The sequence below is a fragment of the Pyxidicoccus caerfyrddinensis genome, from assembly GCF_010894405.1.
GTDB lineage: Bacteria > Myxococcota > Myxococcia > Myxococcales > Myxococcaceae > Myxococcus > Myxococcus caerfyrddinensis.
In genome coordinates this window covers 51032-73753 of the sequence record NZ_JAAIYA010000011.1, presented here as the reverse complement: position 1 = coordinate 73753, position 22722 = coordinate 51032, and the positions used below count along the sequence as shown (strand labels likewise).

At 69.7% G+C, this 22722-nt stretch carries 18 protein-coding genes; 13 read left to right on the top strand and 5 right to left on the bottom strand.

Annotated features, from left to right (window positions below; translation table 11 throughout):
* The 5 genes from pilM to G4D86_RS26195 all read left to right on the top strand — a co-directional run bounded on the left by pilM (window position 1) and on the right by G4D86_RS26195 (window position 5572).
* Window positions 1–1605, top strand: coding sequence for a pilus assembly protein PilM (gene pilM, locus G4D86_RS26215; RefSeq protein ID WP_163996771.1), 1605 nt, complete (start codon window positions 1–3; stop codon window positions 1603–1605).
* Between the two features lie 2 nt (window positions 1606–1607).
* The gene (gene gspM / locus G4D86_RS26210; RefSeq protein ID WP_163996770.1) at window positions 1608–2165 is read left to right on the top strand and encodes a type II secretion system protein GspM; all 558 of its coding nucleotides are present in this window, start codon (window positions 1608–1610) and stop codon (window positions 2163–2165) included.
* A 3-nt stretch (window positions 2166–2168) separates the two neighbouring features.
* Window positions 2169–3146, top strand: a complete 978-nt coding sequence (gene gspN, locus G4D86_RS26205; RefSeq protein ID WP_163996769.1) for a type II secretion system protein GspN — start codon at window positions 2169–2171, stop codon at window positions 3144–3146.
* 99 nt (window positions 3147–3245) lie between these two features.
* On the top strand, window positions 3246–4886 hold the full coding sequence (locus tag G4D86_RS26200; RefSeq protein ID WP_163996768.1) for a sigma 54-interacting transcriptional regulator: 1641 nt from the start codon (window positions 3246–3248) through the stop codon (window positions 4884–4886).
* 176 nt (window positions 4887–5062) lie between these two features.
* Window positions 5063–5572: an RNA polymerase sigma factor gene (locus tag G4D86_RS26195; protein WP_163996767.1), complete on the top strand. Its 510-nt coding sequence runs from the start codon at window positions 5063–5065 to the stop codon at window positions 5570–5572.
* Between the two features lie 66 nt (window positions 5573–5638).
* Here the strand turns inward: G4D86_RS26195 and G4D86_RS26190 are convergent, their stop codons facing one another.
* Together G4D86_RS26190 and G4D86_RS26185 are read right to left on the bottom strand one after the other, a co-directional pair.
* Window positions 5639–6298 (bottom strand): hypothetical protein, encoded by a 660-nt coding sequence (locus G4D86_RS26190; protein ID WP_163996766.1) that lies wholly within the window; start codon window positions 6296–6298, stop codon window positions 5639–5641.
* Window positions 6298–8475 carry a S46 family peptidase gene (locus G4D86_RS26185; RefSeq protein ID WP_163996765.1) on the bottom strand — a complete coding sequence of 726 codons (2178 nt, stop codon included), beginning with the start codon at window positions 8473–8475 and terminating at the stop codon, window positions 6298–6300. The genes G4D86_RS26190 and G4D86_RS26185 overlap by 1 nt, the downstream gene beginning before the upstream one ends.
* Window positions 8476–8605: 130 nt before the next feature.
* On the opposite strand from G4D86_RS26185, the gene G4D86_RS26180 reads away from it, so the two are divergent.
* Complete coding sequence (locus tag G4D86_RS26180) at window positions 8606–9343, top strand: M50 family metallopeptidase (RefSeq protein WP_163996764.1); 738 nt, start codon at window positions 8606–8608, stop codon at window positions 9341–9343.
* A 184-nt stretch (window positions 9344–9527) separates the two neighbouring features.
* A complete protein-coding gene (locus G4D86_RS26175; protein WP_163996763.1) occupies window positions 9528–10256 on the top strand; it encodes a hypothetical protein in 729 nt (242 codons plus the stop codon).
* Between the two features lie 71 nt (window positions 10257–10327).
* Here the strand turns inward: G4D86_RS26175 and G4D86_RS26170 are convergent, their stop codons facing one another.
* Window positions 10328–10540, bottom strand: coding sequence for a hypothetical protein (locus G4D86_RS26170; protein ID WP_163996762.1), 213 nt, complete (start codon window positions 10538–10540; stop codon window positions 10328–10330).
* Window positions 10541–10702: 162 nt separating this feature from the next.
* Window positions 10703–12187, bottom strand: a complete 1485-nt coding sequence (locus G4D86_RS26165) for a glycosyltransferase (protein WP_240360480.1) — start codon at window positions 12185–12187, stop codon at window positions 10703–10705.
* 449 nt (window positions 12188–12636) lie between these two features.
* On the opposite strand from G4D86_RS26165, the gene cysK reads away from it, so the two are divergent.
* Window positions 12637–13551, top strand: a complete 915-nt coding sequence (gene cysK, locus G4D86_RS26160) for a cysteine synthase A (protein WP_163996761.1) — start codon at window positions 12637–12639, stop codon at window positions 13549–13551.
* 39 nt (window positions 13552–13590) lie between these two features.
* On the opposite strand, the gene G4D86_RS26155 is transcribed toward cysK, so the two are convergent.
* The gene (locus tag G4D86_RS26155; protein WP_163996760.1) at window positions 13591–14247 is read right to left on the bottom strand and encodes an MBL fold metallo-hydrolase; all 657 of its coding nucleotides are present in this window, start codon (window positions 14245–14247) and stop codon (window positions 13591–13593) included.
* A gap of 99 nt (window positions 14248–14346) precedes the next feature.
* On the opposite strand from G4D86_RS26155, the gene G4D86_RS26150 reads away from it, so the two are divergent.
* From G4D86_RS26150 to G4D86_RS26130, 5 genes are all read left to right on the top strand, one after another.
* Complete coding sequence (locus tag G4D86_RS26150) at window positions 14347–15057, top strand: hypothetical protein (RefSeq protein WP_163996759.1); 711 nt, start codon at window positions 14347–14349, stop codon at window positions 15055–15057.
* Between the two features lie 357 nt (window positions 15058–15414).
* Window positions 15415–17799, top strand: a complete 2385-nt coding sequence (locus G4D86_RS26145; RefSeq protein ID WP_205519740.1) for a DNA gyrase/topoisomerase IV subunit A — start codon at window positions 15415–15417, stop codon at window positions 17797–17799.
* A gap of 12 nt (window positions 17800–17811) precedes the next feature.
* Window positions 17812–19743, top strand: a complete 1932-nt coding sequence (locus G4D86_RS26140; RefSeq protein WP_163996757.1) for a DNA gyrase/topoisomerase IV subunit B — start codon at window positions 17812–17814, stop codon at window positions 19741–19743.
* A gap of 150 nt (window positions 19744–19893) precedes the next feature.
* Complete coding sequence (locus tag G4D86_RS26135; RefSeq protein WP_163996756.1) at window positions 19894–21420, top strand: PEGA domain-containing protein; 1527 nt, start codon at window positions 19894–19896, stop codon at window positions 21418–21420.
* Window positions 21421–21476: 56 nt separating this feature from the next.
* Window positions 21477–22676: a PEGA domain-containing protein gene (locus tag G4D86_RS26130; RefSeq protein ID WP_205519739.1), complete on the top strand. Its 1200-nt coding sequence runs from the start codon at window positions 21477–21479 to the stop codon at window positions 22674–22676.
* The last annotated feature ends 46 nt before the right edge of the window (window positions 22677–22722 follow it).

Genomic DNA, 22722 nt, shown 5'->3' with positions numbered 1-22722 from the left:
ATGGCCCGCATTCTTGGCCTGGACCTCGGCAGCTACTCCGTCAAGGGAGTGGTGCTGGAGTCCAAGACGAAGGGACACGGAGTCCGGGGGTTCGCCGAGGTACGGCGCGCCGCCGAGGGAGAGCGCGCAGACACCCTGCGCGCCGCGGTGCAGGAGCTGCTCGGCCAGCTCCCGCCGGGGCACGCGGACCAGGTCGTCATCGCCCTGCCCGGCCCGTCGCTCATCACCCACGCGCTGAGCCTGCCGTACTCCGACGGCAAGAAGATCGAAGCGACGCTGCCCTTCGAGATTGGCAGCCAGCTGCCCTTCGACATCTCCGAGGTGGTCTACGACTACCAGGTGGTGGCGCTGAAGGACACGGATGGCAAGGAGAAGGCCAGCGAGCTGCTGGTGGGCGTGGTGCGCAAGGAGGAGCTGCAGTCGCTCCTCGCGCTGCTCGAAGAGCTGAAGGTGGACCCGCGCATCGTCACGCACCCGGGCCTCGCCTACCAGAACCTGCTCCAGCAGCACGCGGGCCTCTTCGAGGGCACGGGCGAGGGCGGCGCGGTGGCGGTGGTGGACATCGGCCACGAGCGCACCTCGGTGTCCTTCGGCAAGCCGGGCATGGGCGTGCTGTTCGCGCGCACCTTCGCGGGCGGCGGCCGGGACCTGTCCAAGGCGCTGGCCACCGAGTTCCAGACGTCGGTGGCGGAGGCGCACCACTGGAAGGAGCAGCACGGGGCCATGGCCAGCGCGGCGCAGGGCCCGGACGCGGAGCGCGCGGCGGCGGCCTTCGTGCGCGGCCTGCAGCCGGTGCTGCGCGAATTGCGCCCCACGCTCAAGGCCTTCACCGCGCGCACCCGCCAGCAGGTGGGCGCGCTGGTGCTGTGCGGCGGCACCGCGCGCATGCCCGGCCTGGCCGAGCAGCTCTCACGGGACTTGAACCTCCCGGTGCGGGTGCTGGCCCTGCCCGCGGACGCGGCGGAGGCGATTCCCGCGGCGTCGCAGCCGGCGGCGTCCCAGGCGTACGCGCTGGCGCTGCGCGGCAACGCGACGGGCGCCAAGGCGCCGCGCTTCAACTTCCGCCGGGGCGACCTCGGCTTCAAGGGCGACTTCGACTACATGAAGGACAAGCTGGGGTTGCTGGCCTCGTTCGCGGCCACGCTCCTGCTGCTCCTCATTGCCTTCGGCGTGGTGCGCAACTCGGTGCTGTCGCGCCGCGAGGCGCAGGTGGATGCCGTGCTGTGTGACACCACCCAGCGCATCCTCGGCAAGTGCGAGAAGGACTACAACCGGGCGCTCAGCATGCTCAAGGGCGTGGAGAGCCCGGCGGCGGCGCTGCCCAAGGTCACCGCGGTCAACCTGCTCGCGGAGGTGACGCAGCGGGTGCCTGAGAGCCTCCCGGTGAAGTTCGACCGGATTCAAATCGACCTGGACCGGGTCATCCTCCAGGGAGAGACGGACTCCTCGAAGCAGGTGGACACGTTGTCCAACGCGCTCAAGGGCCACGCCTGCTTCAAGGACGTGAAGCAGGGCAAGGTGGAGCGGACGCGCGACGGCACCAAGGTGACGTTCCGGCTGGACGTGCAGGTCCAGTGCCCGGGTGACATGGGCGGGGAGAGCTAGTCATGGCAAAGGTTTCCGAGGTCTTCGCGCCGGTGACGATGTGGTTCGAGCGGCTGAGCGACCGCGAGCGGCGCATGGTGTCCATCGCCGGCGCGGCGCTGCTGGCATTCATCGTCTTCGCGGTGCTGGCGGGGTTCGCCAACAGCGCGTCCGGCTACCGGAAGCGGACGCAGGACAAGCTGGCCAAGCTGCAGGAGGTGCAGGCGCTCGCGGCCAGCTTCCGCGAGGCGCAGGCGGCCCGGCAGTCCGTGGAGCAGCAGCTCACGTCCAGCAACGTGCAGCTCATCAGCTACATCGAGGACAAGGCCACGGCGGCCGGCCTCCAGGCACCCAACATGACGCCCAAGGGCGACATGGGCGTGGGTGACGGGAAGATCATCGAGAGCACCGTGGAGCTGAACTTCACGGACGTGGACCTGCGCAAGCTGACGGACTTCCTCCGCACGGTGGAGAGCGGGCCGGGCGTGGTGAAGGTGAAGTACCTGCGCATCGAGCCGCGGCCCGCCTCGGACACGCTGGCGGCGTGGACCACCGTCGCCACCTACCGGATGAAGCAATAACCCATGCCTCCTGAAACCAAGACCGCCCGCTGGAAGGTGTTCCTCGGCTACGCCGTGTTCGCGGTGGTGGCCTTCGTCTTCGGCCTGTTCGTCACCTTCCCGTACGACGCCATCCGTGGCCGCATCGTCACGGAGGCGGCGCAGGCGGGGCTCGCCGTGCGCATCGGCTCGCTGCGGCCGGGGCTGGCGGGCGTCACCGCCACCCAGGTGCGCGTGAGCAAGCCGCCGCAGCCGCTGAGCGCGGAAGTCGTCGCGGCCCTGGCTTCCGGCGAGGGCACCGTGCCGGGCGCGCTGGAATTGGGCGAGCCGCTGTTGTTCGACTCGGTGGCGGTGCGCCCCACCCTCTTCCCGCCCGGCGTGGCGGTGCGCGCGAGCGCCATGGGCGGCACGCTGACCGCGTCCGTCGGTGGCCTGGGTGACGTGAAGGTGCACGCGGAGGCGGACGGGCTGAAGGCGTCCGGCGGCAACCTTCCGGCCTTCACCGGCATGGACATGGAGGGCGAAATCAACGGCGTCCTCGCGCTGACGCTGCCCAAGGGCAAGAACACCGCGGACGCGGACCTGTCCCAGGCGGACGGCGAGCTGACGCTGGACACCAAGGGGCTGGTCATCAAGGGCGGCAAGGTGTCCCTGCCCATGGGCGGCGGCCAGGTGGTGCCCATGGACCTTCCGCGCGTCGCGCTGGGCGCGCTCACCGGCCGCATCCAGTTCGAGAAGGGGCTGGGCACGGTGCAGACACTGCGCCTGAAGAGCGAGGACCTGGAGGCGCTGGCCACCGGCACGCTGAAGCTGGGCAAGAAGCTGGAGTACAGCGAGCCGGCCATGGACGTGAACGTCAAGCTGGACCCCGACTTCCAGAAGCGCCTGGGCATCCTCGGCGCGGGCGTCACCATCCTTCCGCCGGACAAGAAGGACCCCAGCTTCCGCGCCGCGCGTCTCGCCGGCTTCCTCAACCGGCCCACCTTCCTGCCTCGCCGGTAGTCGCCCGGTACCCCCCGCGCCCTACCCGGGGCGTGGGGTTGAAAGGTGAACACCTGACGTGTAAAGCCCAGGCATACCGACCTGCCGGGAGAGGCTGGGATGCCGGAGCTGGTGTTCTTTCGTCGTGGCGAGGAGGTGTTGAGGGTGGCGGTGGACCGGGCCCGGTTGGTGCTCGGTCGCGGCGAGCAGAGCGACGTCGCCATCCCCGACCCGGAAGTGAGCCGCCAGCAGGTGGCCCTGCTGTGGGACGGCGAGCGCTGCCGGGTGGAGGATTTGTCCGGCAAGGGCACCACCGTGGCCGGGCAGTCCGTCACCCAGGGTGAGCTGCCGGACGGCGCGGACCTGACGCTGGGCCAGTGGCGCGCGGTGTTCCGCCTGCGCGCTGGCGGCGACGGCGCGGACGTCACCACCGAGGTGGGGCACACCACGTCCGTGCAGGCCCCGGACGCGAAGGCCGCGCGCTGGCAGCCGGCGCAGGTGCGCGTGAAGCAGGGCATCAACGAGTCCGTGCACCGCTTCACCGGCGAGGGCTTCACCGCGGGCAAGGATGCCGCGTGTGACCTGGTGCTCACCGACCGCTTCGCCTCCAGCCGGCACCTCAAGGTGAGCCGGCGCGACGGCACCTTCCACGTGGTGGACCTGCGCTCCACCAACGGCACCTGGCTGGGCCCGGTGCGCGTCTTCGAGGCGGAGGTGCCGCTGCCCACCGTGCTGCGCGTGGGCGAGACGGAGCTGGTGCTCGAGTCCGCGTCCCCGGCGGCACGCAAGGAGGTGGCGGACTTCCACGGCATCATCGGCTCGGACCCGTCGGTGCGGCACCTGGCGGAGCTGATTGAGCGGGTGGCGCCCTCGTCCGCGGCGGTGACGGTGCTGGGTGAGTCCGGCACCGGCAAGGAGTTGGTGGCGCGCGCCATCCACGCCTGCTCCCAGCGGGCGAACCGGCCCCTCATCCCCGTCAACTGCGCGGCCATCTCCAAGGAGCTCATCGAGAGCGAGCTGTTCGGCCACGAGAAGGGCTCCTTCACCGGCGCGGCCAACGCGCGCAAGGGCGCCTTCGAGGAGGCCGACGGAGGCACGCTCTTCCTCGACGAGATTGGCGAGCTGCCGTTGGACTTGCAGGCCAAGCTGCTACGCGCGCTGGAGGGCGGAGAAATCAAGCGCGTGGGCGCCAGCCGCCCGCTGCAGGTGGACGTGCGGGTGGTGGCTGCCACCAACAGGGACTTGCTCGCGGCCGCGCGCGAGGGCCGCTTCCGTGAAGACCTGTACTACCGGCTCTGCGTCATCCCGCTGCACCTGCCGCCGCTGCGCAGCCGCAAGGGCGACCTGCCCGCGCTGGCCGAGCACTTCCTCCGCACCTATGCGCCGCGCGGGCAGGCCATCCGCTTCACCCCGGCGGCCCTGGAGCGACTGCAGCACCACGCGTGGCCGGGCAACATCCGCGAGCTGCGCAACGTGGTGCACCGCGCGCTGCTCTTGCGCAAGGGGCCCGTCATCGACGCGTCTGACTTGTCCTTCGACCAGGAGCTGAACCGCGACACGGGCATCTCCGTGCCGGAGGTTCCGCCCGGCATGACGCTGGAGCAGATGCTGGAGAAGCTGGAGCGTCAAATCGTCGAGGCCGCGCTGAAGCGCTGCAACAACAACCGCGAGCGCGTGGCGCGCGAGCTGGGCGTGGCGCGCTCCACCCTCTTCAAGCGGCTGAAGGACTGGGGCCTGACGAAGCAGGACGAGCAGGAGTAGCCCCGCGTCCGTACCCAGGGGAGGTGCGTGTCGCTCCCCAGGGATGTATGCGTGTCTGCCTTCCGACACGCCGGGTGAAGAACCCCTTTTCCGGCGGGGCGATAGACCTTTCTGGCGGCTGGTGCGTTCCCACTCCTGGCAGTCCCCACCCGGGGTGTTCCAGGAGACCACCCGTCATGCACGCCGCCTTCATCTCGCTCCCTCCCCTCTCCCAGCTCTACACGGAGCACCGTCCCCGCGCGCTGGCCATTGCCCGGCGCATCGTCGGTGACACCGACGACGCAGAGGACGTGGTGCAGGACGTCTTCGCCCGGCTGGCCCGCAGGGCCCCGGGCTTCGGAGGCCGGGCCGCGTGGACCACGTGGCTCCACAGGGTCATGGTGAACAGCAGCATCAACTGGCTGCGCGCGCGCAAGCGCCGCGAGCGACTGAGCCATGAGCCCCAGGAGCCGCTGTCGCCTGAGTTGCTCGCGGTGGGCGCGGAGATGGAGCGCCACTTCGGCGAGGCGCTGGACGACATCAACGAGCAGCAGCGCCAGGTGCTCTACCTGCGCGAGGTGCGCGGCCTGAGCTACCCGGAGATTGCGCGCCTCTTGCGCATCCCCGAGGGCACGGTGAAGAGCACCCTGCACCGCGCCCGGCAGCGCGCGCTGACGCTCATGGAAGCGCGGGGCCAGCAGCCCTGACGCCACCGGGTGCCGTGAGGCACCGCCGGGCCGCGGGAGCATGAGCCCCGCGGCCCGCGCTCGCGGCTACTCGTCGCCCTTGGCGCCGACGAACTGGTCCGACTTCTCCTTGAAGAGGACGTTGAAGCTGGTGAGCGAGCCGTACACGCGGGTGATGTAACTCTGCATCTCCACCTTCTCCGCGTCCGACAGCTTGGGGTGCGCGTTGAGCTTCTGCTCCAGCACCCGCAGCCTGTCGCGCACCATGACGACCTTGTGGAACAGGTTGTCGATGGGCAAGTCCCTGGCCTGAAGCTCCGGGTTGCCGGGGACGAGCCGCAGCGTGCCGCCCTCCCACTTGTTGGCCAGCGGCGGCGACTCGCCCATGCCGGACGCCTCCCGGAAGATTTCCATCAGCTCTTCACGCGTCATGCTCAGCCCTTCCAGGTCCACTTCTTCTTGAGGGTCCACGCGGCGCCGCACCACCACCGGCGCCACGCTGCGCGCGGAACGCTCGCGCGAGGAGACAGTCGGCGGCAGGGGCGCGGCGCTCCCCTTGGGCACGTACTTGTCGCAGATGGGAGCGGAGGGCGGAAACATGCCGCGCCACGAGTGCAGGCGGCACGTCCCCACCCAGCCCCGCCGCTCCTCGATGGAGTGCGGGCTGAACAGCTTGCAGTTGGCGCACACCCGCTCGTCTGGCTTGAAGACGGGCAGGGGCAGCGAGCCGTTCTCCGCGTCCGCCATCAGCGCGTCTCCCGCACCACGGGCGGGCCCTTGCGCACGCCCAGCTCGCGCAGCAGCGCGTCCGCGTCCTCCACCTGGTCCAGCGTCCAGAGGATGTAGCGCACGTCCACGCTGACGTTGCGGGCCACGTCCGGGTTGTAGCCGAAGTCGTTGGCCACGTTCTCCCAGACGCGGTCGAAGTTCACGCCGACGAGCTGGCCCTTGCCATTCACCGTGGGGCTGCCCGAGTTGCCGCCCGTGGTGTCCGCGTCCGACAGGAAGTCCACCGGCACGTCCTTGAGCCGCGGGTCCGTCCAGGTGCCGAAGCGCTTCGCCTCGGCCGTCTTGGAGAACTTCTCCGGCACGTCGAAGGGCTCCTCGCCGGTGTGCTTGGCCAGCATGCCGGAGAGCGTCGTCTGCGGCGTGTACACGGCGCCATCGCGCGGCGCGTAGCCCTGCACCTTCGCGAAGGACACGCGCAGGGTGCCGTTGGCGTCTGGCGCCACCGGCTTGCCCGCGTGGGCCAGCACGGCCTTGCGCCACTCCGGACGCAGGCGCAGCGTGGCGCCGTCGCGGCGGTCCTCGACCTCGTCGAGGGCGGTCAGCTCCTTCGCCAGGTCCAGGCCGAAGGCGAGCAGCGGGTCCTTGCGGGCCTGGAGCTGCGCCACCGTCTCGCCCGCCATCTTCAGGCGCTCGTCGAGCGTCAGCACCTTCGTGCCGGCGTACATGGCCTCAATCTTCGCGACGGCGTCCTTCTCGGAGAACGTCTTGCCGAAGTGCGTGTCCACGGCGGCGATGCGCTCGTCCGGGCCCAGCGCCTGCGCGCGCTTGACGAAGGCGAGCAGCAGGTGCTTGTCCGCGGCGAGGAAGAGGTTCTTCTGCTCGCGCTCCAGGCGGTCCTTGAGGCGCGGCAGCTCGCGGTCCATGTACTCCGGGCGGCGCTCCAGGTCCGGCTTCGCGTGCTCCGCGGCGAGGCGGGACAGCGTGGCCGCCAGCGCCGGGCCGCGCGCCAGGCGCGTCACGTTGTTCAGGAGGAACTCGCGCTCGAACACCTTCGCGTTGGCGGCCTCCTCGGCCAGCAGCGCGTCACGGGCCTCGAGCGCCTGGGCCCACTTCGCGCCGCCCTTCTTCGCCCAGGCGGCCACCGCGGCCTCCGCCGCGTGCTGCTTCTCCACGAGGTGGCCGCGCTTGAGCCCCTCGAGCTGGCCGCCCGCGTTCTTGTAGACGTTGTGCAGGCTCTTGAGCTGCGAGGCGACGGCAATCTTCCCGGAGGCGTCCTTGCCGCCCTCCTCCTCGAGGATGCGGATGGCCTCGCCGTACACGTCGCGCATGCGCGGGTAGACGCGCGACTGGCGCGTCGCCATCTCCTCCGCGAGCAGCGCGCGGTAGGTGCGGCCCGGGTAGCCCAGCACCATGACGAAGTCGTTGGGCTTCACGCCCTCGGTGGCCAGGGGGAAGAAGAACTCCGCCTTGTAGGGGATGTTCTTGTCGCTGTACTGGGCGGAGCTGCCGTCCGGCGCGGTGTACGCGCGGATGATGGCGAAGTCACCGGTGTGGCGCGGCCACATCCAGTTGTCCTCCTCGCCGCCGTACTCGCCCACCGCGCGGGGCGGCGCGTAGACGAGCCGCACGTCCGCCAGCTCCACCGCGTCCACCAGCGTGTAGTTGAGGCCGCCGTCGAAGGTCGCCACCTGGCAGCGGGTGGCGGGGCGCTTCTCGCACTCGGCGACCAGCTCCTTCTGCTTGCGCTCGATGGCGTGGTAGCGCGCGAGGTCGTCCGCGCCGGCCGGCACCGCGGCGAGCACGTCCTTCGTCACGTCCTTGAAGCTGCGGGGCACCTGCACGCGCGCCCCCTTGCCGGGCAGCTCGTCCTCACGCTTGGAGGCAAGGTAGCCGTCGGTGATGAGGTCGCGCTTCGGGGTGCTGTGCTCCTGGATGATGCCGAAGGCACAGTGGTGGTTGGTGATGACCAGGCCGGAAGAGGAGATGAAGGCGCCGGAGCAGCCCCCGACGTTGACCGTGCCCGCGAGCAGGCCGGTACCGCGCTGGGGGTCCCACAGCTTCTTGGGAGGCACCTGGAGCCCCTGGGCGCGAAGCCACGCGGGGTCCAGCTCCAGGACCTGCTGGGGAGTCCACTTGCCTTCACCGGCCAGGGCCGGGGCCGCCACGAGCGACAGGAGGAGAAGCGTCTTCTTCATGGTGCCTCTTCCCTACCCCGTCCGGCGCCCGCACGCGACCCCCCATTCTTCAACGCTCCGCGGCAGGGGATTTTCCAGGAAGAGGGACCGGGCTTAAGTGTTGGGGTGTCCCACGGGAGGGGTGCGCGCGATGAGGACCGCCAGCGGAGCACAGCTTGATTTCGGCCGGTTGGCCCTCCTCGTCCTGATGCTGGGGGTGGGATGGTACTTCTGGTACTCGCCCGTCTTCTGGCCGCTGAAGGTGCTCGTGGTGATGATGCACGAGAGCGGGCATGCGCTGGCCACGCTGCTGGTGGGTGGCTCGGTGGACCGCATCCATCTGGCGGCCAACGAGTCAGGCTCCTGCCTGTCCCAGCTGCCGCCGGGCTTCCTGGCGAAGGTGGCCGTCTATTCGGGCGGCTACCTGGGCAGCGCGGTGGCGGGCGCGGGGCTGCTCCTGGCGACGTTCCGCTTCCAGCTGCGGCGCTGGGTGCTGGGCGCGGCGTGTGTGTGGCTGACGCTGATGGGCGTGTTCTACGCGGGGGACACCTTCACGATAGCCTTCTGCCTGGGCACGGCGCTGGCCCTGGGGCTTTGCGCGAAGTTCCTGCCCGACGGCGCCGTGGACGTGCTGAACCTGTTCATCGCCGCGTTCACCGCGCTGTATGCGGTGTTCGACTTGCGGGATGACCTGTGGAACAGCGCGGTGCGCTCGCAGAGCGATGCGGCGCTGCTGGCGAACCTGACCTGGGTGCCCGCGCTGGTGTGGGCCGCGCTGTGGACGCTGCTGGCCGTGGGCCTGCTGGCCGTGGCCGCGTACTGGTCCATGCACGCGAAGCCCAAGGGACTGCAGATGCCGTCCGTGGGTGCGCGGGCGCGGCGGGTGTAGACGGCGCGCCACGGGTCCATACGCACACGGGTCAAGAGCAACCTGTCATCTCTGTATTCGCTGTTTTCAGATTAAATCCTGATCAGTGATACAAAACGGGGGACCCCGGCCGGAGTGTGGCCGCGGGCATGGGAGGCCGTCTGGCTTCCCACCACACCCCCGAACAAGAACAGGTAGAGAACACATGAAGCTGAAGACGCTCATTGGTTCCCTGACGCTGGCCTCGCTGCTGGTTGGCGGCACGTCCCTCGCGGCCGCGCCGTACGAGCCGACGCCGCCGCACGACTCGAAGCCCGCGCCCATCAAGGAAGCGCAGATGGAGCGCGTGCCGCTGTCCGCGGTGCTCAGGGACGCGGCGCGCGAGGATCTGGAGAAGGACCCCGAGGACGGCTTCCTGCCCGAGCTGCCCATCCTCGTGGATGGCGTGACGTACACGGCGGAGCAGATTCGGGAGAAGGACATCCACCTGTCGCACTACGTGCTCGACGGGCGCTCGGCGGAGCTGGGCGCGGTGCAGGGCTTCCGCACCACGGAGGAGCTGACGAAGTACCTGGAGGCGACGAACCAGTTCCCCTCCGAAGAGCCCAAGGTGCAGCAGCTGGCATGCGACCCGTACTCGTGGTTCTTCGAGCACGCGGGCTACTGGGGCTACTACTTCACCCTGTACCCGGGCTACGGCTATAGCTACGTGGGCAACTTCTGGAACGACCGCATCTCCTCCATCTGGAGCACCCAGTGCGGCAGCTGGACGCTCGTCACCGAGCACTCCAACTACCAGGGTCACGTGCTGTGGATTGGCCGCAACTGGGCCATCAACAACCTGAGCGGCTGGGGCTGGTACACGGGCTGGTGGCCGTTCCGCAGCTGGCACTCGTGGAACGACCGCATCTCGTCGGTCGCCGTCTACTGGTAGTCGCGGTGTGAGTGGACCGGGGCTCGTCATGGGCCCCGGCCCGCCTCAGAACGCGCGCTCGTGGAGGTACCTCAATCCACCGCGCAGATGTTCCGCACGCAGCAATTCCAACACACGGTGTGGTTGCCGCCGCCGGACTCACATGCATAGACACACGCGGCCATCTCCTCGGTGATGCCAGGCGTGCTGCCGGTTCCCGAAGTGCTGCTGGACGCGGCGGCCGCCGCGCCTCCGATTCCCAGACCGAACAGAAACACGCTCGCGGCGATCAGCTTCTTCTTCATCTCGGACTCCTCCGGGCAGTGCACCCCACCCTGGGGCACCCGAGAAGCCTACCTTGCCAAACAAGAACCCCAAACAACCCACAACAGACATGCACAATTACAGACCCGAGTGAGGCTTTTTCCAACAGCCTTGTGCAAAAGCCAGCTCAGACGGCATGGACCTCAATGCGCCATGGAGGCCACGCCGGAGCTCTCGGGTTGCACGTCCAGTCGTTCCAACAGGCGTGCGAAGTCGGTGAGGTGTCGCGAACCGGTGAAGTGCGTGAGCACGTCCTGATGGGCCCGGGCCCCCAGGCGCGCGGCCAGCTCGCCGTCGCATAGCACCCTGCGCACGGCGCTTGCGAACTCCGCCGGGTCGCTCGGGTCGTGCACGAGCAGGCCATTCACCCCGTCGACAATCTGGTCCTGGATGCCACCCACCGCGCTGGCCACCACGGGGCGCTCCTTCCACATCGCCTCGGTGACGGTGAGCCCGAAGCCCTCCTGGAGGCTCTTCTGCACCACCACCGTCGCGTGGCGCTGGAGCGCGTTGACGATGGCGGCGTTCTCCTCCAAGTCCCGCATGGGCAGACACGCCAGGTGCACGCGCTGGCGAAGCGAGTGCGGCTGCTGCCGCCACAGCGCGATGACGTCGTTGAGCGTGGACGCCGCCTCGGGGTCGTCCGCGACGGACGTCACCGCGGGGCCGGCGAGGACCAGCTCCGCGCGCAGGCCCGGGGCGGCGCGCGCGAGCAATGCGAAGCCTCGCAGTACGCCCGCGGGGTCCTTCAGCGGATCCCACCGCCCCACCTGCACCACCAGCGGCGTGTCCACCGCAGGTGTGGAGCCGAGCCGCACGATGTCCGCCCCGCGCGACACCCGGGCGGGCAACCCGTCGCCTCGGGTGAAGACGGGCTCGGGAGCACCGGGCTCCACCCGCAGCAACCCCGCGTGGGCGAGGATGGCGCGCGCGACGTCCGGGGCCAGGGGCTGGTTCTTCACCGCGAAGATGTCGATGGAGGGCTGGACGACGAGCGCACGGTCCGCGCACTGGGGCGGCACGTAGGAGGCACGGGAGAAGATGGCGAGCTGCGCGGCGGCGAGCCCCGGGGCGAGGAACTCCCACGCGCGCACCACCTCTGCGTTGGGCGTGTCGCACCCCACGTGGCAGCGCCACACCACGTGGGCTCCCACCGCCGCGCACGCGGGCGCGAGGCCCGCGGTCTGTGGGTCATGCAGCAGCACCACGTCTCCGGGCCGCACCAGGGCGAGCAATTCCTCCGCGTTGTCGCGCAGCACCTCGTCGTAGAGCGCGTGCTCGTCCGCGCCCAGCGGCGAGCCGTCCCCGCGCGAGCCGTGCAGCGCATGGTGCAGCCGCTTCGTCACCCGGAAGAAGTCCGGCGTGCCCTCCAGCACCATCCACCGCGCGTCCACGCCCGCGCCGCGCGCATAGGCGAGCAGCCGCGGAATCATCTCCGCCACGCCTCCGCCCCGCGAAGTGGAGTTCACGTTCCAGAAGGTGCGGCCCGCCATGCGGGCACGGGCCTGCTCGACGCGCTCCTGGAGCACATGCCAGCCCGCCTCGCCGAGCAGGGGCGCGAAGCACGTCAGGGGCTCGGCCCGGATGTGCACCTCGGTGGGCGCCAGCATCCCGCTTGGTGCCAGCATCACGGCACTCCCTCCCAGGCGGCCGCGGTGAAGCTGGAACGGAGCTTCCGTTCCGCTCGCGTGCGAGCCCGAGCACCGGGGCCTCCCCCAGGGAGCCCCGTGAGCAGAAGGTGGGTGCGAGGAATGAGCGTGGCACCGGGCTCGGAACCAGGCGCCGAGGGGCCGGAGTGACTGGCACCTTCCCGGCGGAACGGATTGACGGCCGCCAGCCCGGACGCACATAGTTCCAGGTGGATGTCGCTCCCGCTCCCCACGACTGGCGCTCAGTGCTGCTGCTGCTGCCGCGTGGCGTGTGCCTGCTGCTGTCTGGCGGGCCCCGAGCACTGGGAGAGCGCGTAGAGCGTTCCTGAAATCTCTCCCGTCGCTCGCGCGGCCCGCCCTCCAAAGAGGTGTCGGGCCGCTTCCATTTTCACGTCCCCGTTGTCCCTTCCCACCTGGAGGCAGACCCCATGAAGGCAGCCAACATCCTGCAGACCATCGGCAACACCCCGCACGTCCGGATCAACCGCCTCTTCTCTTCGCGCGTGGAGGTGTGGGTGAAGCTGGAGCGCGCCAACCCGGGCGGCAGCATCAAGGACCGCATCGCCCTGTCGATGATTGAGGACGCCGAGGCGCGCGGTGTGCTCACGAAGGAGAGCGTCATCATCGAGCCGACCTCCGGCAACACGGGCATCGGCCTGGCGGTGGTCGCGGCGGTGAAGGGCTATCCCCTCACCCTCGTCATGCCCGAGTCGATGAGCATCGAGCGGCGCCGGCTCATGGCGGCCTATGGCGCGAAGCTGGAGCTCACCCCGCGCGCGCAGGGCATGAAGGGCGCGATTGCGCGAGCGCAGGAACTGGTCGCGCAGACGCCTGGCGCGTGGATTCCGCAGCAGTTCGAGAACGCCGCCAACGTGGAGGTCCACAAGCGCACCACCGCGCGCGAAATCCTCCAGGACTTCCCCGAGGGCATCGACTACCTGATTACCGGCGTGGGCACCGGCGGCCACATCACCGGCGTGGCCGAGGTGCTCAAGGACCGCTTCCCCAAGCTGAAGGTCTTCGCCGTGGAGCCGGTGAAGTCCCCCGTGCTCAGCGGCGGCCAGCCGGGACCGCACCCCATCCAAGGCATCGGCGCGGGCTTCATCCCGAAAATCCTCCGCACCGAGGTGCTCGACGGCGTCATCCAGATTCCCGAGGAGGAGGCCTTCGACTTCACGCGGCGGGCCGCGAAGGAGGAGGGCATCTTCCTCGGCCTCTCCTCGGGCGCGTCGCTCGCGGCCGTGCAGCGCAAGCTGGCGGAGGTACCGGACGGCAGCCGCGTGCTGACGTTCAACTACGACACGGGCGAGCGGTACCTCTCCATCGAGAACCTGTTCGCTTGACGTCGCGGAGCCCCGTGCGCCCGGGAGCCCTCCCGGGCGCTACTTCCTCGGCCGCATGCGGAACGCCACGAACGAGGCCACGTCGTGGAAGGCGAAGTACGGGTTCTTCTTCCGCACCTCGGCCATGGACGTCACCGGCACGTCCGCGTAGTCGTGCCCCGGCCACAGCTTCGCGGTGTCCGGCACCTTCAACAGCACCTGGGACAGCGAGCGGTACATCTCCTCCGGGTTGCCGCCGTTCATGTCACACCGGCCGCAGCCGTTGATGAACACCGTGTCCCCGGACACCAGCGCGTCCCCCGCCAGCAGGCAGTGGGAGCCCGGCGTGTGCCCCGGCGTGTGCAGCGCATGGAAGTCCTCCGTCCCCACCTTCACCACGTCCCCCGGCCCCACCGGACGCAGCGCGTCACCCAATTCGCGCAGCTCGGCGGAGAACTGGACCTCCTCGCGCTGCACGTACACCGGCACGTCGTGCCGGGAGAGCAGGTCCGGCAGCCCGTTGATGTGGTCGAAGTGACAGTGCGAGACGAAGGCGCCGACGAGCCGCTTCCCCTCCTCCTTCACCGTCCGCTCAATCGCCTCCACGTCCCACGCCGGGTCCACCACCAGCACCTCGTCCGACCTGGCCGGCCCCACCAGGTAGACGAAGTTGTCCATGGGCCCCAGCTTGAGCTGCCGCACGTACGGATTGCGCATCGCGTTCCTCCTCCACCCGCCCACTCTAACGTCGGGACTTGAAGCCGCGGGCCGCTTCCCACTTGAATACGCCCTCCGGCTCCCGAGGAGGTTCGTCCCGTGAAGCGTCCGCTGCCGCTGCTCGTCTGCACGCTGCTCGCCAGCACCAGCTTCGCCGCGAAGGAGAAGCCGACCTTCCGCTACACCGCCCCGCCGGGGGGCGAGCGGCCCGTCATCGTCGACGCCACCGTGGGCCCCCAGGGCAGCGACTTCGCCATGCGCCTGCGCTTCGACCGCGAGCCCTGGGGCGAGGGCTGCAAGAGCCGCTGCGCCAACGCCACCCTCCTCCTGGACACCGACTCCAGCAAGCAGACGGGCCTGCACCTGACGCAGGACGGCCCCGCCAATGGCGCCGACGTGGCCATCGTCGTCCAGGGCGTGCGCGAGGCCGCCAACGAAGACGGCTCGCCCCCGGAGACCCGGCTGCGCGTGAAGGTCCGCCTGCTCGCCAATGACGCGCGCTCCGCGGATGACGGCGAGCTGCTCGCCGAGCTCAACCACCGCCAGGACACCGAGCGGCTCCACGTGGACGAGAACACCGTCTACCTCCTCGTGGACGCCACCAGCCCGGCGATTCCCTCCGCCCGCAAGGTGCGCGTCGTGTACCAGCCGCCGGGGGCCAAGCCCGTCCAGGCCACCATCCCCGGGATGATCGGCGGCGCCGGCGGCCGGGGCGTCCGCATCTTCAAGGACGGCAGCTGGGGCAAGGCCCGCAACGCGGACCCCCGCAAGCCCAAGCCGCCCGCCTCCCCTACCGGTGACAACGGATAGGTCGCCTTCCGGCGACCACGGCCAGGTCGCCTTCCGGCGACCCCGGCCAGGTCGCCTCCCGGTGACCACGGGTAGTCCGGTACCCCCCACACCCACCGTCCCGTCCCCACAGCAACCAGTCAGCCCCACAACCTCGGAATTTCGCGGGGTTGGCGGTGGGTTCTACTGGAGCACAGGACTATACGGACGTATAGGTGGGCGCACCCGGAGCATGCGCAACCCCCCGAATTCGTTCCAAATGTCAGGGGGCCATGGTAGTCCCGCCGCCCTGTTACATACCTCCGGACCCGGAAGTGAGGAGTGCGCGGGTCGCGCGCCGCGTTCGGGTACGAGGCGTTCTCACCTGGATTGATGACCATGCTCGCAGAAGCCGATTCGAAGACGCGAAAGAAGCAGGGGGCCGGGGGTGGCGGCGGTGGTGGGGGCTCCGCGGCTGGCGCCGGTGGCGGCGGTGGAGAGAACTCCGTCCCGGCCTCGCTGGCTGACGAGGCGCGTCGCCGGTACATCAACTACGCCCTCTCCGTCATCACCTCGCGCGCCCTGCCGGACGTGCGGGACGGCCTCAAGCCGGTGCAGCGCCGCATCCTCTTCGGCATGTACCACGACCACCACCTCACCCATGACGCGAAGTACCAGAAGTCCGCGAAGGTGGTGGGCAGCGTCATGGGCCAGTACCACCCGCACGGCGACGCCTCCATCTACGAGGCCCTCGTGCGCATGGCCCAGGACTTCTCCCTGCGCTACCCGCTGGTGGACGGCCACGGCAACTTCGGCTCCATGGACGGCGATGGCGCCGCGGCCATGCGCTACACCGAGTGCCGCCTGGCGGCCCTCGCCAGCGAGCTGCTCAAGGAGCTGGGCCGCAAGACGGTGGCCTTCCGGCCCACCTATGACGGCTCGCTCCAGGAGCCCGTCGTCATCCCCGCGCGCGTGCCGCAGTTGTTGATGAACGGCACCACCGGCATCGCCGTGGGCATGGCCACCAACATCCCGCCGCACCACCTGGGCGAGCTGGTGGACGCGCTGGTGGCGCTCATCGAAGACCCGAAGCTCGTCACCAAGGACCTGCTCAAGTGGGTCAAGGGGCCGGACTTCCCCACGGGCGCGCAGGTGCTCAACAGCAAGCCCGAGCTGCGGGAAATCTACGAGACGGGCCAGGGCAGCATCCGCATCCGCGGCGAGTACAAGCTGGAGGACCTGAAGCGCGGCGGCCAGCAGATTGTCGTCACCTCCATCCCCTACACGGTGAACAAGTCCACCCTGGTGGCCAAGATTGGCGACCTGGTGCGCGAGCGGAAGATGCCGCTCATCACCGACGTGCGCGACGAGTCCACCAAGGACGTGCGCATCGTCCTGGAGCTGAAGAAGGACGCCAACCCCGAGCTGGTGATGGCGTACCTCTACAAGCAGACGCCGCTGCAGACGAACTTCGGCGTCAACATGACGTGCCTCGTCCCCAACAAGGACAACCCCGAGGTCTGCACCCCGGAGCGCCTGGACCTCAAGTCCATCCTCCAGTACTTCCTCGACTTCCGCTTCGACGTCGTCACCAAGCGCTTCCAGCACGAGCTGGGCGAGCTGCAGCGGCGCGTCCACATCCTCGAGGGCTTCGAGAAGGTCTACGACGCGCTCGACGAGATGATCAAAATCATCCGCGCGTCCGAGGGGAAGCAGGACGCGGCGAAGAAGCTCATCGCCCGCTTCAAGCTGGACGAGCTCCAGGTGGACGCCATCCTGGAGATGAAGCTCTACAAGCTGGCCCGCCTCGAGATCCTCGTCGTGGAGAAGGAGCTCAAGGAGAAGCGCGCGGAGATCAAGCGCATCGAGACCATCCTCCGGGACAAGAAGAAGGTCTGGGCCACCGTCAAGGACGAGCTGACAGAGCTGAAGACGCTGTACGGCGACAAGCGCCGCACCCGCATCGGCGGCGCGGGCTCCGAGGAGATGGAGTTCAGCGAGGAGGCCCTCATCGCGGACGAGGACGCGCACGTGGTCCTCACGCGCGACGGCTGGCTCAAGCGCATGCGCGAGGTGAAGGACCCCTCCTCCACCCGCCTGCGCGAGGGCGACGCCGTCATGACGGTGCTGGCCGGCAGCCTCAAGGCCAACCTGGTGCTGTTCAGCAACTTCGGCACCGCGTACGTCACCCGCTTCAACGACGTGCCCGCCTCCTCGGGCTATGGCGAGCCGGTGCAGAAGTTCTTCAAGTTCGACGACGGCGAGCGCGTCGTGGCCGCCCTGTCGTTGGACACGCGGCTGCCCCGCACCGAGAAGCTGATTGGCGTGACGAAGCACGGCCTGGGCATGCGCTTCCTGCTGGAGCCGCACCTGGAGGCGTCCACGCGCGCCGGCCGCCGCTACGCGAAGACGGGCGAGGGCGACGAAATCATCGGCGTGCAGCCGGTGGGTGAGAAGGACCTGCTCGCGGTGCTCACCCGGAAGACTCATGCACTGGTGTGCAAGGTGGCTGAGGTGAACGAGCTGGCGGGGCCCGGCAAGGGCGTCACCGTCATCAAGGTGGAAGAGGGCGACGGCGTGGTGGACTTCCTCGTCGCCCCGCCGAGCCAGAAGGACGCGAAGCTCGAGTTCGAGACGCAGAAGGGCCGCCAGTTGCACCTGTCCCCGGCGAAGTACGAGGTGACGGGCCGCGGCGGCAAGGGCCGCGAGATGTCCAAGCGCGACGCGGTGGAGAAGGTGGCCAGGCCCATCGCCTTCATCCAGTTGCCCGAGAAGAAGGACTAGTCAGAGGAAGCCATGGCGACGAAGAAGGAAAGCTACACAGGCGCCGACATCCAGGTCCTCGAGGGCCTGGAGCCCGTGCGCAAGCGCCCCGCGATGTACATCGGCGGCACCGACAGCACCGGCTATCACCACCTGCTGTGGGAAATCCTCGACAACTCGGTGGACGAGGTCATCAACGGCTTCGCGACCACCGTGGAAGTGACGCTCCACAAGGACGGCCGCAGCATCACCGTGGTGGACAACGGGCGCGGCATCCCCGTGGACATCATGCCCAAGTACAAGAAGCCGGCCGTGGAGGTCATCCTCACGACGCTTCACTCGGGCGGCAAGTTCGAGCAGGGCAACTACGTCCACTCGGGCGGTCTGCACGGCGTGGGCAGCTCGGTGGTCAATGCGCTCTCGCGCAAGCTCGTCGTGGAGATCAAGCTCGACGGCAAGAAGCACGTGCAGAACTACGCGCGCGGCCGGGCCACCACCCCGCTGAAGGTGGACGGCCCCTGCCGCGGCACGGGCACGTCCGTCACCTTCGAGCCGGACCCGGAGATTTTCGGCGAGAAGCTGAAGTTCGACCCGGAGACGGTGCGCGAGCGGCTGGAGGCCAAGAGCTACCTGCACAAGGGCATGACCGTCATCTGGAAGGACGACACGGCCCACCCGCACACGCACGTGACGTACAAGCACGACGGCGGCATCGCCGAGTACCTCACCAAGGTGGTGGCGGAGCGGCAGAAGCCGATGGTGCCTCCGGGCAGCGCGACGTTCTACCACTCGCGTGACAACGGGGTGCGGCTGGAGGCCTCGCTGGCGTGGACGGAGGCCACGGACGAGCACATCCGCTCGTACGTCAACGGCATCCCCACCAACCTGGGCGGTACGCACGAAGGCGGCCTGCGCGGCGCCGTCGTGAAGGCGGTGCGCAACTACATCGAGACGCACAACCTGACGCCCAAGGGCGTGACGCTCACCGCGGAGGACATCCGCGAGGGCATGGTGGCCATCCTCTCCACCTACGTGGTGGAGCCCCAGTTCCAGGGCCAGACGAAGGGCCGCCTCAACAACCCCGAAGTCACGGCCCAGGTGGACGGCGTGCTCCGTCCGGCGCTGGAGAAGTGGCTCAACGACAACAAGTCCATCGCCGAGGCGGTGGTGGCCCGCATCATCCTCGCCGCCCGCGCGCGCGAGGCCAGCCGGGCGGCGTCCCAGGCCATCAGCCGGAAGACGGCCGTCAGCCACCGGCTCAACCTGCCGGGCAAGCTGGCGGACTGCTCCTCGACCGACCCGGGGCTGAGCGAGCTGTTCATCGTGGAAGGTGACTCCGCAGGCGGCTCCGCGAAGCAGGGCCGCGACAGGCGCACCCAGGCCATCCTCCCGCTGCGCGGCAAGGTGCTCAACGCGGAGCAGGCGTCCACCGACAAGGTGACGACGAACAAGGAGCTGCAGGACATCGTCTCCGCGCTGGGCTGCGGCATCGGCACGGACTTCGACATCACCAAGCTCCGCTACGGCCGCGTCTTCCTGCTGATGGACGCGGACAGCGACGGCCACCACATCGCCACGCTGCTGCTCACCTTCTTCTACCGGCACCTGCGCCCGCTGATCGAGAGCGGCACCATCCACATCGCCCAGCCGCCCCTGTACCGGGTGGACATCGGCAAGGAGACGTACTGGGCGCTGGACGAGCCCGACCGGGATCGCATCATCCGGGAGAAGACCAAGGGCAACGCGAAGCCGAACATCATGCGCTTCAAGGGCCTGGGTGAGATGACGCCGGACGAGCTGAAGGAGACGACGCTCGACCCGAAGAACCGGATGAGCCTGCGCGTCACCATCGACAACCCGCTGGACACGGACCGCCTCATCAACGACCTGATGGGTAAGGACGTGAGCGCCCGCTTCAGGTTCATCATGGAGCGCGCCAGCGAGGTCCAGGACCTGGACGTCTAGCCGTCCAGTCTGCCTGGAAACGCGGCCCGCGCCCCTGGTGGCGCGGGTCGTTCCCCACCCTACAGGGCCGGCGGCCCGGGGCTCGGAAGGGCCATGGGGACGGTCCGGGACTTGTGAGGAAGCCCCCCTGCTCGGCTAGGCTCCGGCGCCGTGAACACGTTCCGCCGACTCGCCCTGCTTTTCGCGCTGCTCCTGGCCGTCCTCCCCGCGCACGCACAGACCACCCGGAAGAAGGCCAGCAAGAAGAAGCCGGCCGTCACCAAGGTGGTGAAGAAGAAGAAGGCACCTTCCAAGAAGAAGAAGGTGCCCGCCGCCGAGGAGAGCGAGACGGCGGAGACCGGGGAAGTGGCGCCGACCGAGCCCATGGTCTTCGGTGATCCCGACGAGAAGCCCGCCACGCCCGCGGAGCACGAGACGCCGGTGACGCCGCTGGAGAAGCCGGCGACGCCCGCGGTGGCCACCCCGGCGAAGCCGGAGCCCACGCCCGCCGTGGTGAAGCCCGTCCTGGAGAAGCCGGCCCTGCTGACGGCCTCCGGCCCGGTGGCGCTGTTCGCCGTGGCGCGCACGCCCGCGGCGGCTGACGCGGCGGCGAAGCTGGAGGGCGAGCTGCTGCGCCACCTGGGCACCGGCGTGGAGCTGGTGGACCTGGGGGCGGCCTTCCCGCCGCCGGAGCCCGTGTCGCTGACGAAGGCGGACACCCTCTTCGAGGAGGGCCGCACCGCCTACGACAACCTGGACCCCGAGGCCGCGGAGGCGAAGTTCAAGGCGGCGGCGGAGGCCTACACGCAGGCCCCGGCGGAGCTGAGCACGGAGCGGCTGGCGCAGGCCTACATCTTCCTGGGCGCCTCGCGGCAGCTCAACGGGGACATGATGGGCGCCAAGGAGGCCTTCACCCACGCCGCGGTGGCCGAGCCCACCGCCCGTCCGGACAGCGCCCTCTTCAGCCAGGAAGTGCAGAAGGCCTACGACGAGGCCCGCACCGCCGTGAGGGGACTGCCCTCGGGCACGCTGGCGGTGGACTCGCAGCCGGCCGGCGCCGAGGTGCGGGTGCGCGGCCAGAAGCTGGGCGTCACGCCGATGAGGGCCGTGGAGGTGCCCGCCGGCCAGCACCCCGTGGTGGTACAGCTGCCCGGCTACGCGGCCTACTCCACCTACGCGGAGGTGAAGTCCTCCGCGCCCACCGCGCTGAAGGCGAAGCTGGAGCCCGCGCCGGGCCTGGCCGCCGTGCGTGACGCCGCCGCCAAGGCCGCGTCCGAGCAGGCCTTCGACCAGGACGTCGTCCCCGCCGAGGCGCGCGCGATTGGCGAGCGGCTGGGCGCCCGCTACGTGGTGCTGGCCGCGGTGTCCCGCGACAAGAAGGGCCGCGCCGAGGCGGAGCTGCAGGCGTGGGACTTGAAGTCCAAGGCGCGGCTGCGCGGCGTGGAAATCGAGCTGGCGTCGCGCGAGGGGAAGCACGGCCCGACCGCCGCGGCGGACCAGGTGCGCGACTTCGTCAACGGCGCCCTGGCGCCCCGCGTCTCCGAGCGCGGCGGCGGCCTGGACACCTCGTTCCTGAAGCGGCCCGCGTTCTGGGCCGTGGTGGGCGGCGTGGCGGCGGTGACGGCGGGCGCCGTGTTCGTGGCCACCCAGGACAAGGGCAGCGGCTGGAACCCCGTGTCCGGCGGCGTCGGTTTCTGAGGCGCAGGGATTGAATGAATGGCGGGCGGCTCGCGTCGCCCGTTTCGAGGTACCCCATGAAAGCCCTTGTCCTCGCCCTCCTCCCCGCGCTGGCCCTGGCAGCCCCGCCTCCGGCGCGGACCGTCACCAGCCTCGTCGTGCCCATGGACCCGGCCTCCGAGTCCGCGAGCGTGCGGATGGAGGGCTACATGAATGACGCCCTCGGCAACTTCGCGAGCTTCACCGTGCGCAAGCCCGAGGAGCTGTTCGGGATGCCGGAGGACACGGCGGCCAAGGCGTCCCTGGACAGGGCGCGCAAGGGCCTGTCGGAGAGCGTCGCCGCCTTCGACAAGAAGGAGTACGAGGAGGCGGAGAAGAAGGTCCGCGGCACCCTCAAGGAGCTGGAGTCCGCGGCCGGGGCCATGCGCGGCTGCTCGCCCCTGTGTGAGTCGCTGGCCCTCTACGGCGCGCTGCTGCACCTGCGCGGCGACGTGGAGGAGGCGAAGCTGGCGCTGATGGATTTGATTGCCCTCAACCCCACCTTCGAGCTGAACCCCAAGCGCTTCGGCCGGGACTACCTCGCCCTGCGCGTGCAGGTGGCCACCAGCCGCACCTCACAGCTGCGCGGCGGCGCCACGGTGAAGTCGCGGCCCGCGGGCGCGCGGGTGTACCTGGACGGGGAGATGGTGGGCTACACGCCGACGACGCTGTCCACGCTGCCTATCGGCAAGCACCTCTTGCGGCTGGAGCGCCCCGGCTTCCGCCAGCACGGGCAGCTCCTGGAGGTGACGCCGGACGACGTGGAGGTGAGCGCGGTCCTGGTGCCCACGCCCGCGTACAAGGCCTATGACGTGCAGCTGGACCGCGTGGCCGGCGAGGTGATTCGCGGCGCGTCGAAGGCCTCCGGGGTGACGGCCATGGGCCAGTCGCTGGGGCTGGATCGCGCCATGGTGGGCACGCTGAAGGCGCTGGAGGACGGCTCGGAGCTGTCGCTGAGCTACTACGACATCAAGAGCGGCAAGCGGGTTGGCGGCCGGCGCGTGGTGCTGCAGGGCGACGAGTTCGGCCAGCTGAAGAACGAGCTGGAGCGCATGGTGAACCAGCTGGTGAACACGAGCGGCGAGGAGAAGGTGTCGCGCAGCTCGGACCCGCTGGACAACCGCGGCGGCACCGAGGACTGGAGCGCCGAGGACCGCGGCGGCAAGACGAAGGCCTCGGAGAAGAAGAAGAAAGGCGACGACCCGCTGGACGGGGTGTCCGGAACCGAGGATTGGTGACGCGCGGCGCTTGTCCCGGGGCGCTCGGCGCCTAGAGTCCCGGGGC

Bases quoted from the DNA above. Each gene is read 5' to 3' on its own strand.
- pilM (WP_163996771.1), top strand. From the start codon at position 1: ATGGCCCGCATTCTTGGCCTGGACCTCGGCAGCTACTCCGTCAAGGGA.
- gspM (WP_163996770.1), top strand. From the start codon at position 1,608: ATGGCAAAGGTTTCCGAGGTCTTCGCGCCGGTGACGATGTGGTTCGAG.
- gspN (WP_163996769.1), top strand. From the start codon at position 2,169: ATGCCTCCTGAAACCAAGACCGCCCGCTGGAAGGTGTTCCTCGGCTAC.
- G4D86_RS26200 (WP_163996768.1), top strand. From the start codon at position 3,246: ATGCCGGAGCTGGTGTTCTTTCGTCGTGGCGAGGAGGTGTTGAGGGTG.
- G4D86_RS26195 (WP_163996767.1), top strand. From the start codon at position 5,063: ATGCACGCCGCCTTCATCTCGCTCCCTCCCCTCTCCCAGCTCTACACG.
- G4D86_RS26190 (WP_163996766.1), bottom strand. From the start codon at position 6,298: ATGGCGGACGCGGAGAACGGCTCGCTGCCCCTGCCCGTCTTCAAGCCA.
- G4D86_RS26185 (WP_163996765.1), bottom strand. From the start codon at position 8,475: ATGAAGAAGACGCTTCTCCTCCTGTCGCTCGTGGCGGCCCCGGCCCTG.
- G4D86_RS26180 (WP_163996764.1), top strand. From the start codon at position 8,606: ATGAGGACCGCCAGCGGAGCACAGCTTGATTTCGGCCGGTTGGCCCTC.
- G4D86_RS26175 (WP_163996763.1), top strand. From the start codon at position 9,528: ATGAAGCTGAAGACGCTCATTGGTTCCCTGACGCTGGCCTCGCTGCTG.
- G4D86_RS26170 (WP_163996762.1), bottom strand. From the start codon at position 10,540: ATGAAGAAGAAGCTGATCGCCGCGAGCGTGTTTCTGTTCGGTCTGGGA.
- G4D86_RS26165 (WP_240360480.1), bottom strand. From the start codon at position 12,187: ATGCTGGCACCAAGCGGGATGCTGGCGCCCACCGAGGTGCACATCCGG.
- cysK (WP_163996761.1), top strand. From the start codon at position 12,637: ATGAAGGCAGCCAACATCCTGCAGACCATCGGCAACACCCCGCACGTC.
- G4D86_RS26155 (WP_163996760.1), bottom strand. From the start codon at position 14,247: ATGCGCAATCCGTACGTGCGGCAGCTCAAGCTGGGGCCCATGGACAAC.
- G4D86_RS26145 (WP_205519740.1), top strand. From the start codon at position 15,415: ATGCTCGCAGAAGCCGATTCGAAGACGCGAAAGAAGCAGGGGGCCGGG.
- G4D86_RS26140 (WP_163996757.1), top strand. From the start codon at position 17,812: ATGGCGACGAAGAAGGAAAGCTACACAGGCGCCGACATCCAGGTCCTC.
- G4D86_RS26130 (WP_205519739.1), top strand. From the start codon at position 21,477: ATGAAAGCCCTTGTCCTCGCCCTCCTCCCCGCGCTGGCCCTGGCAGCC.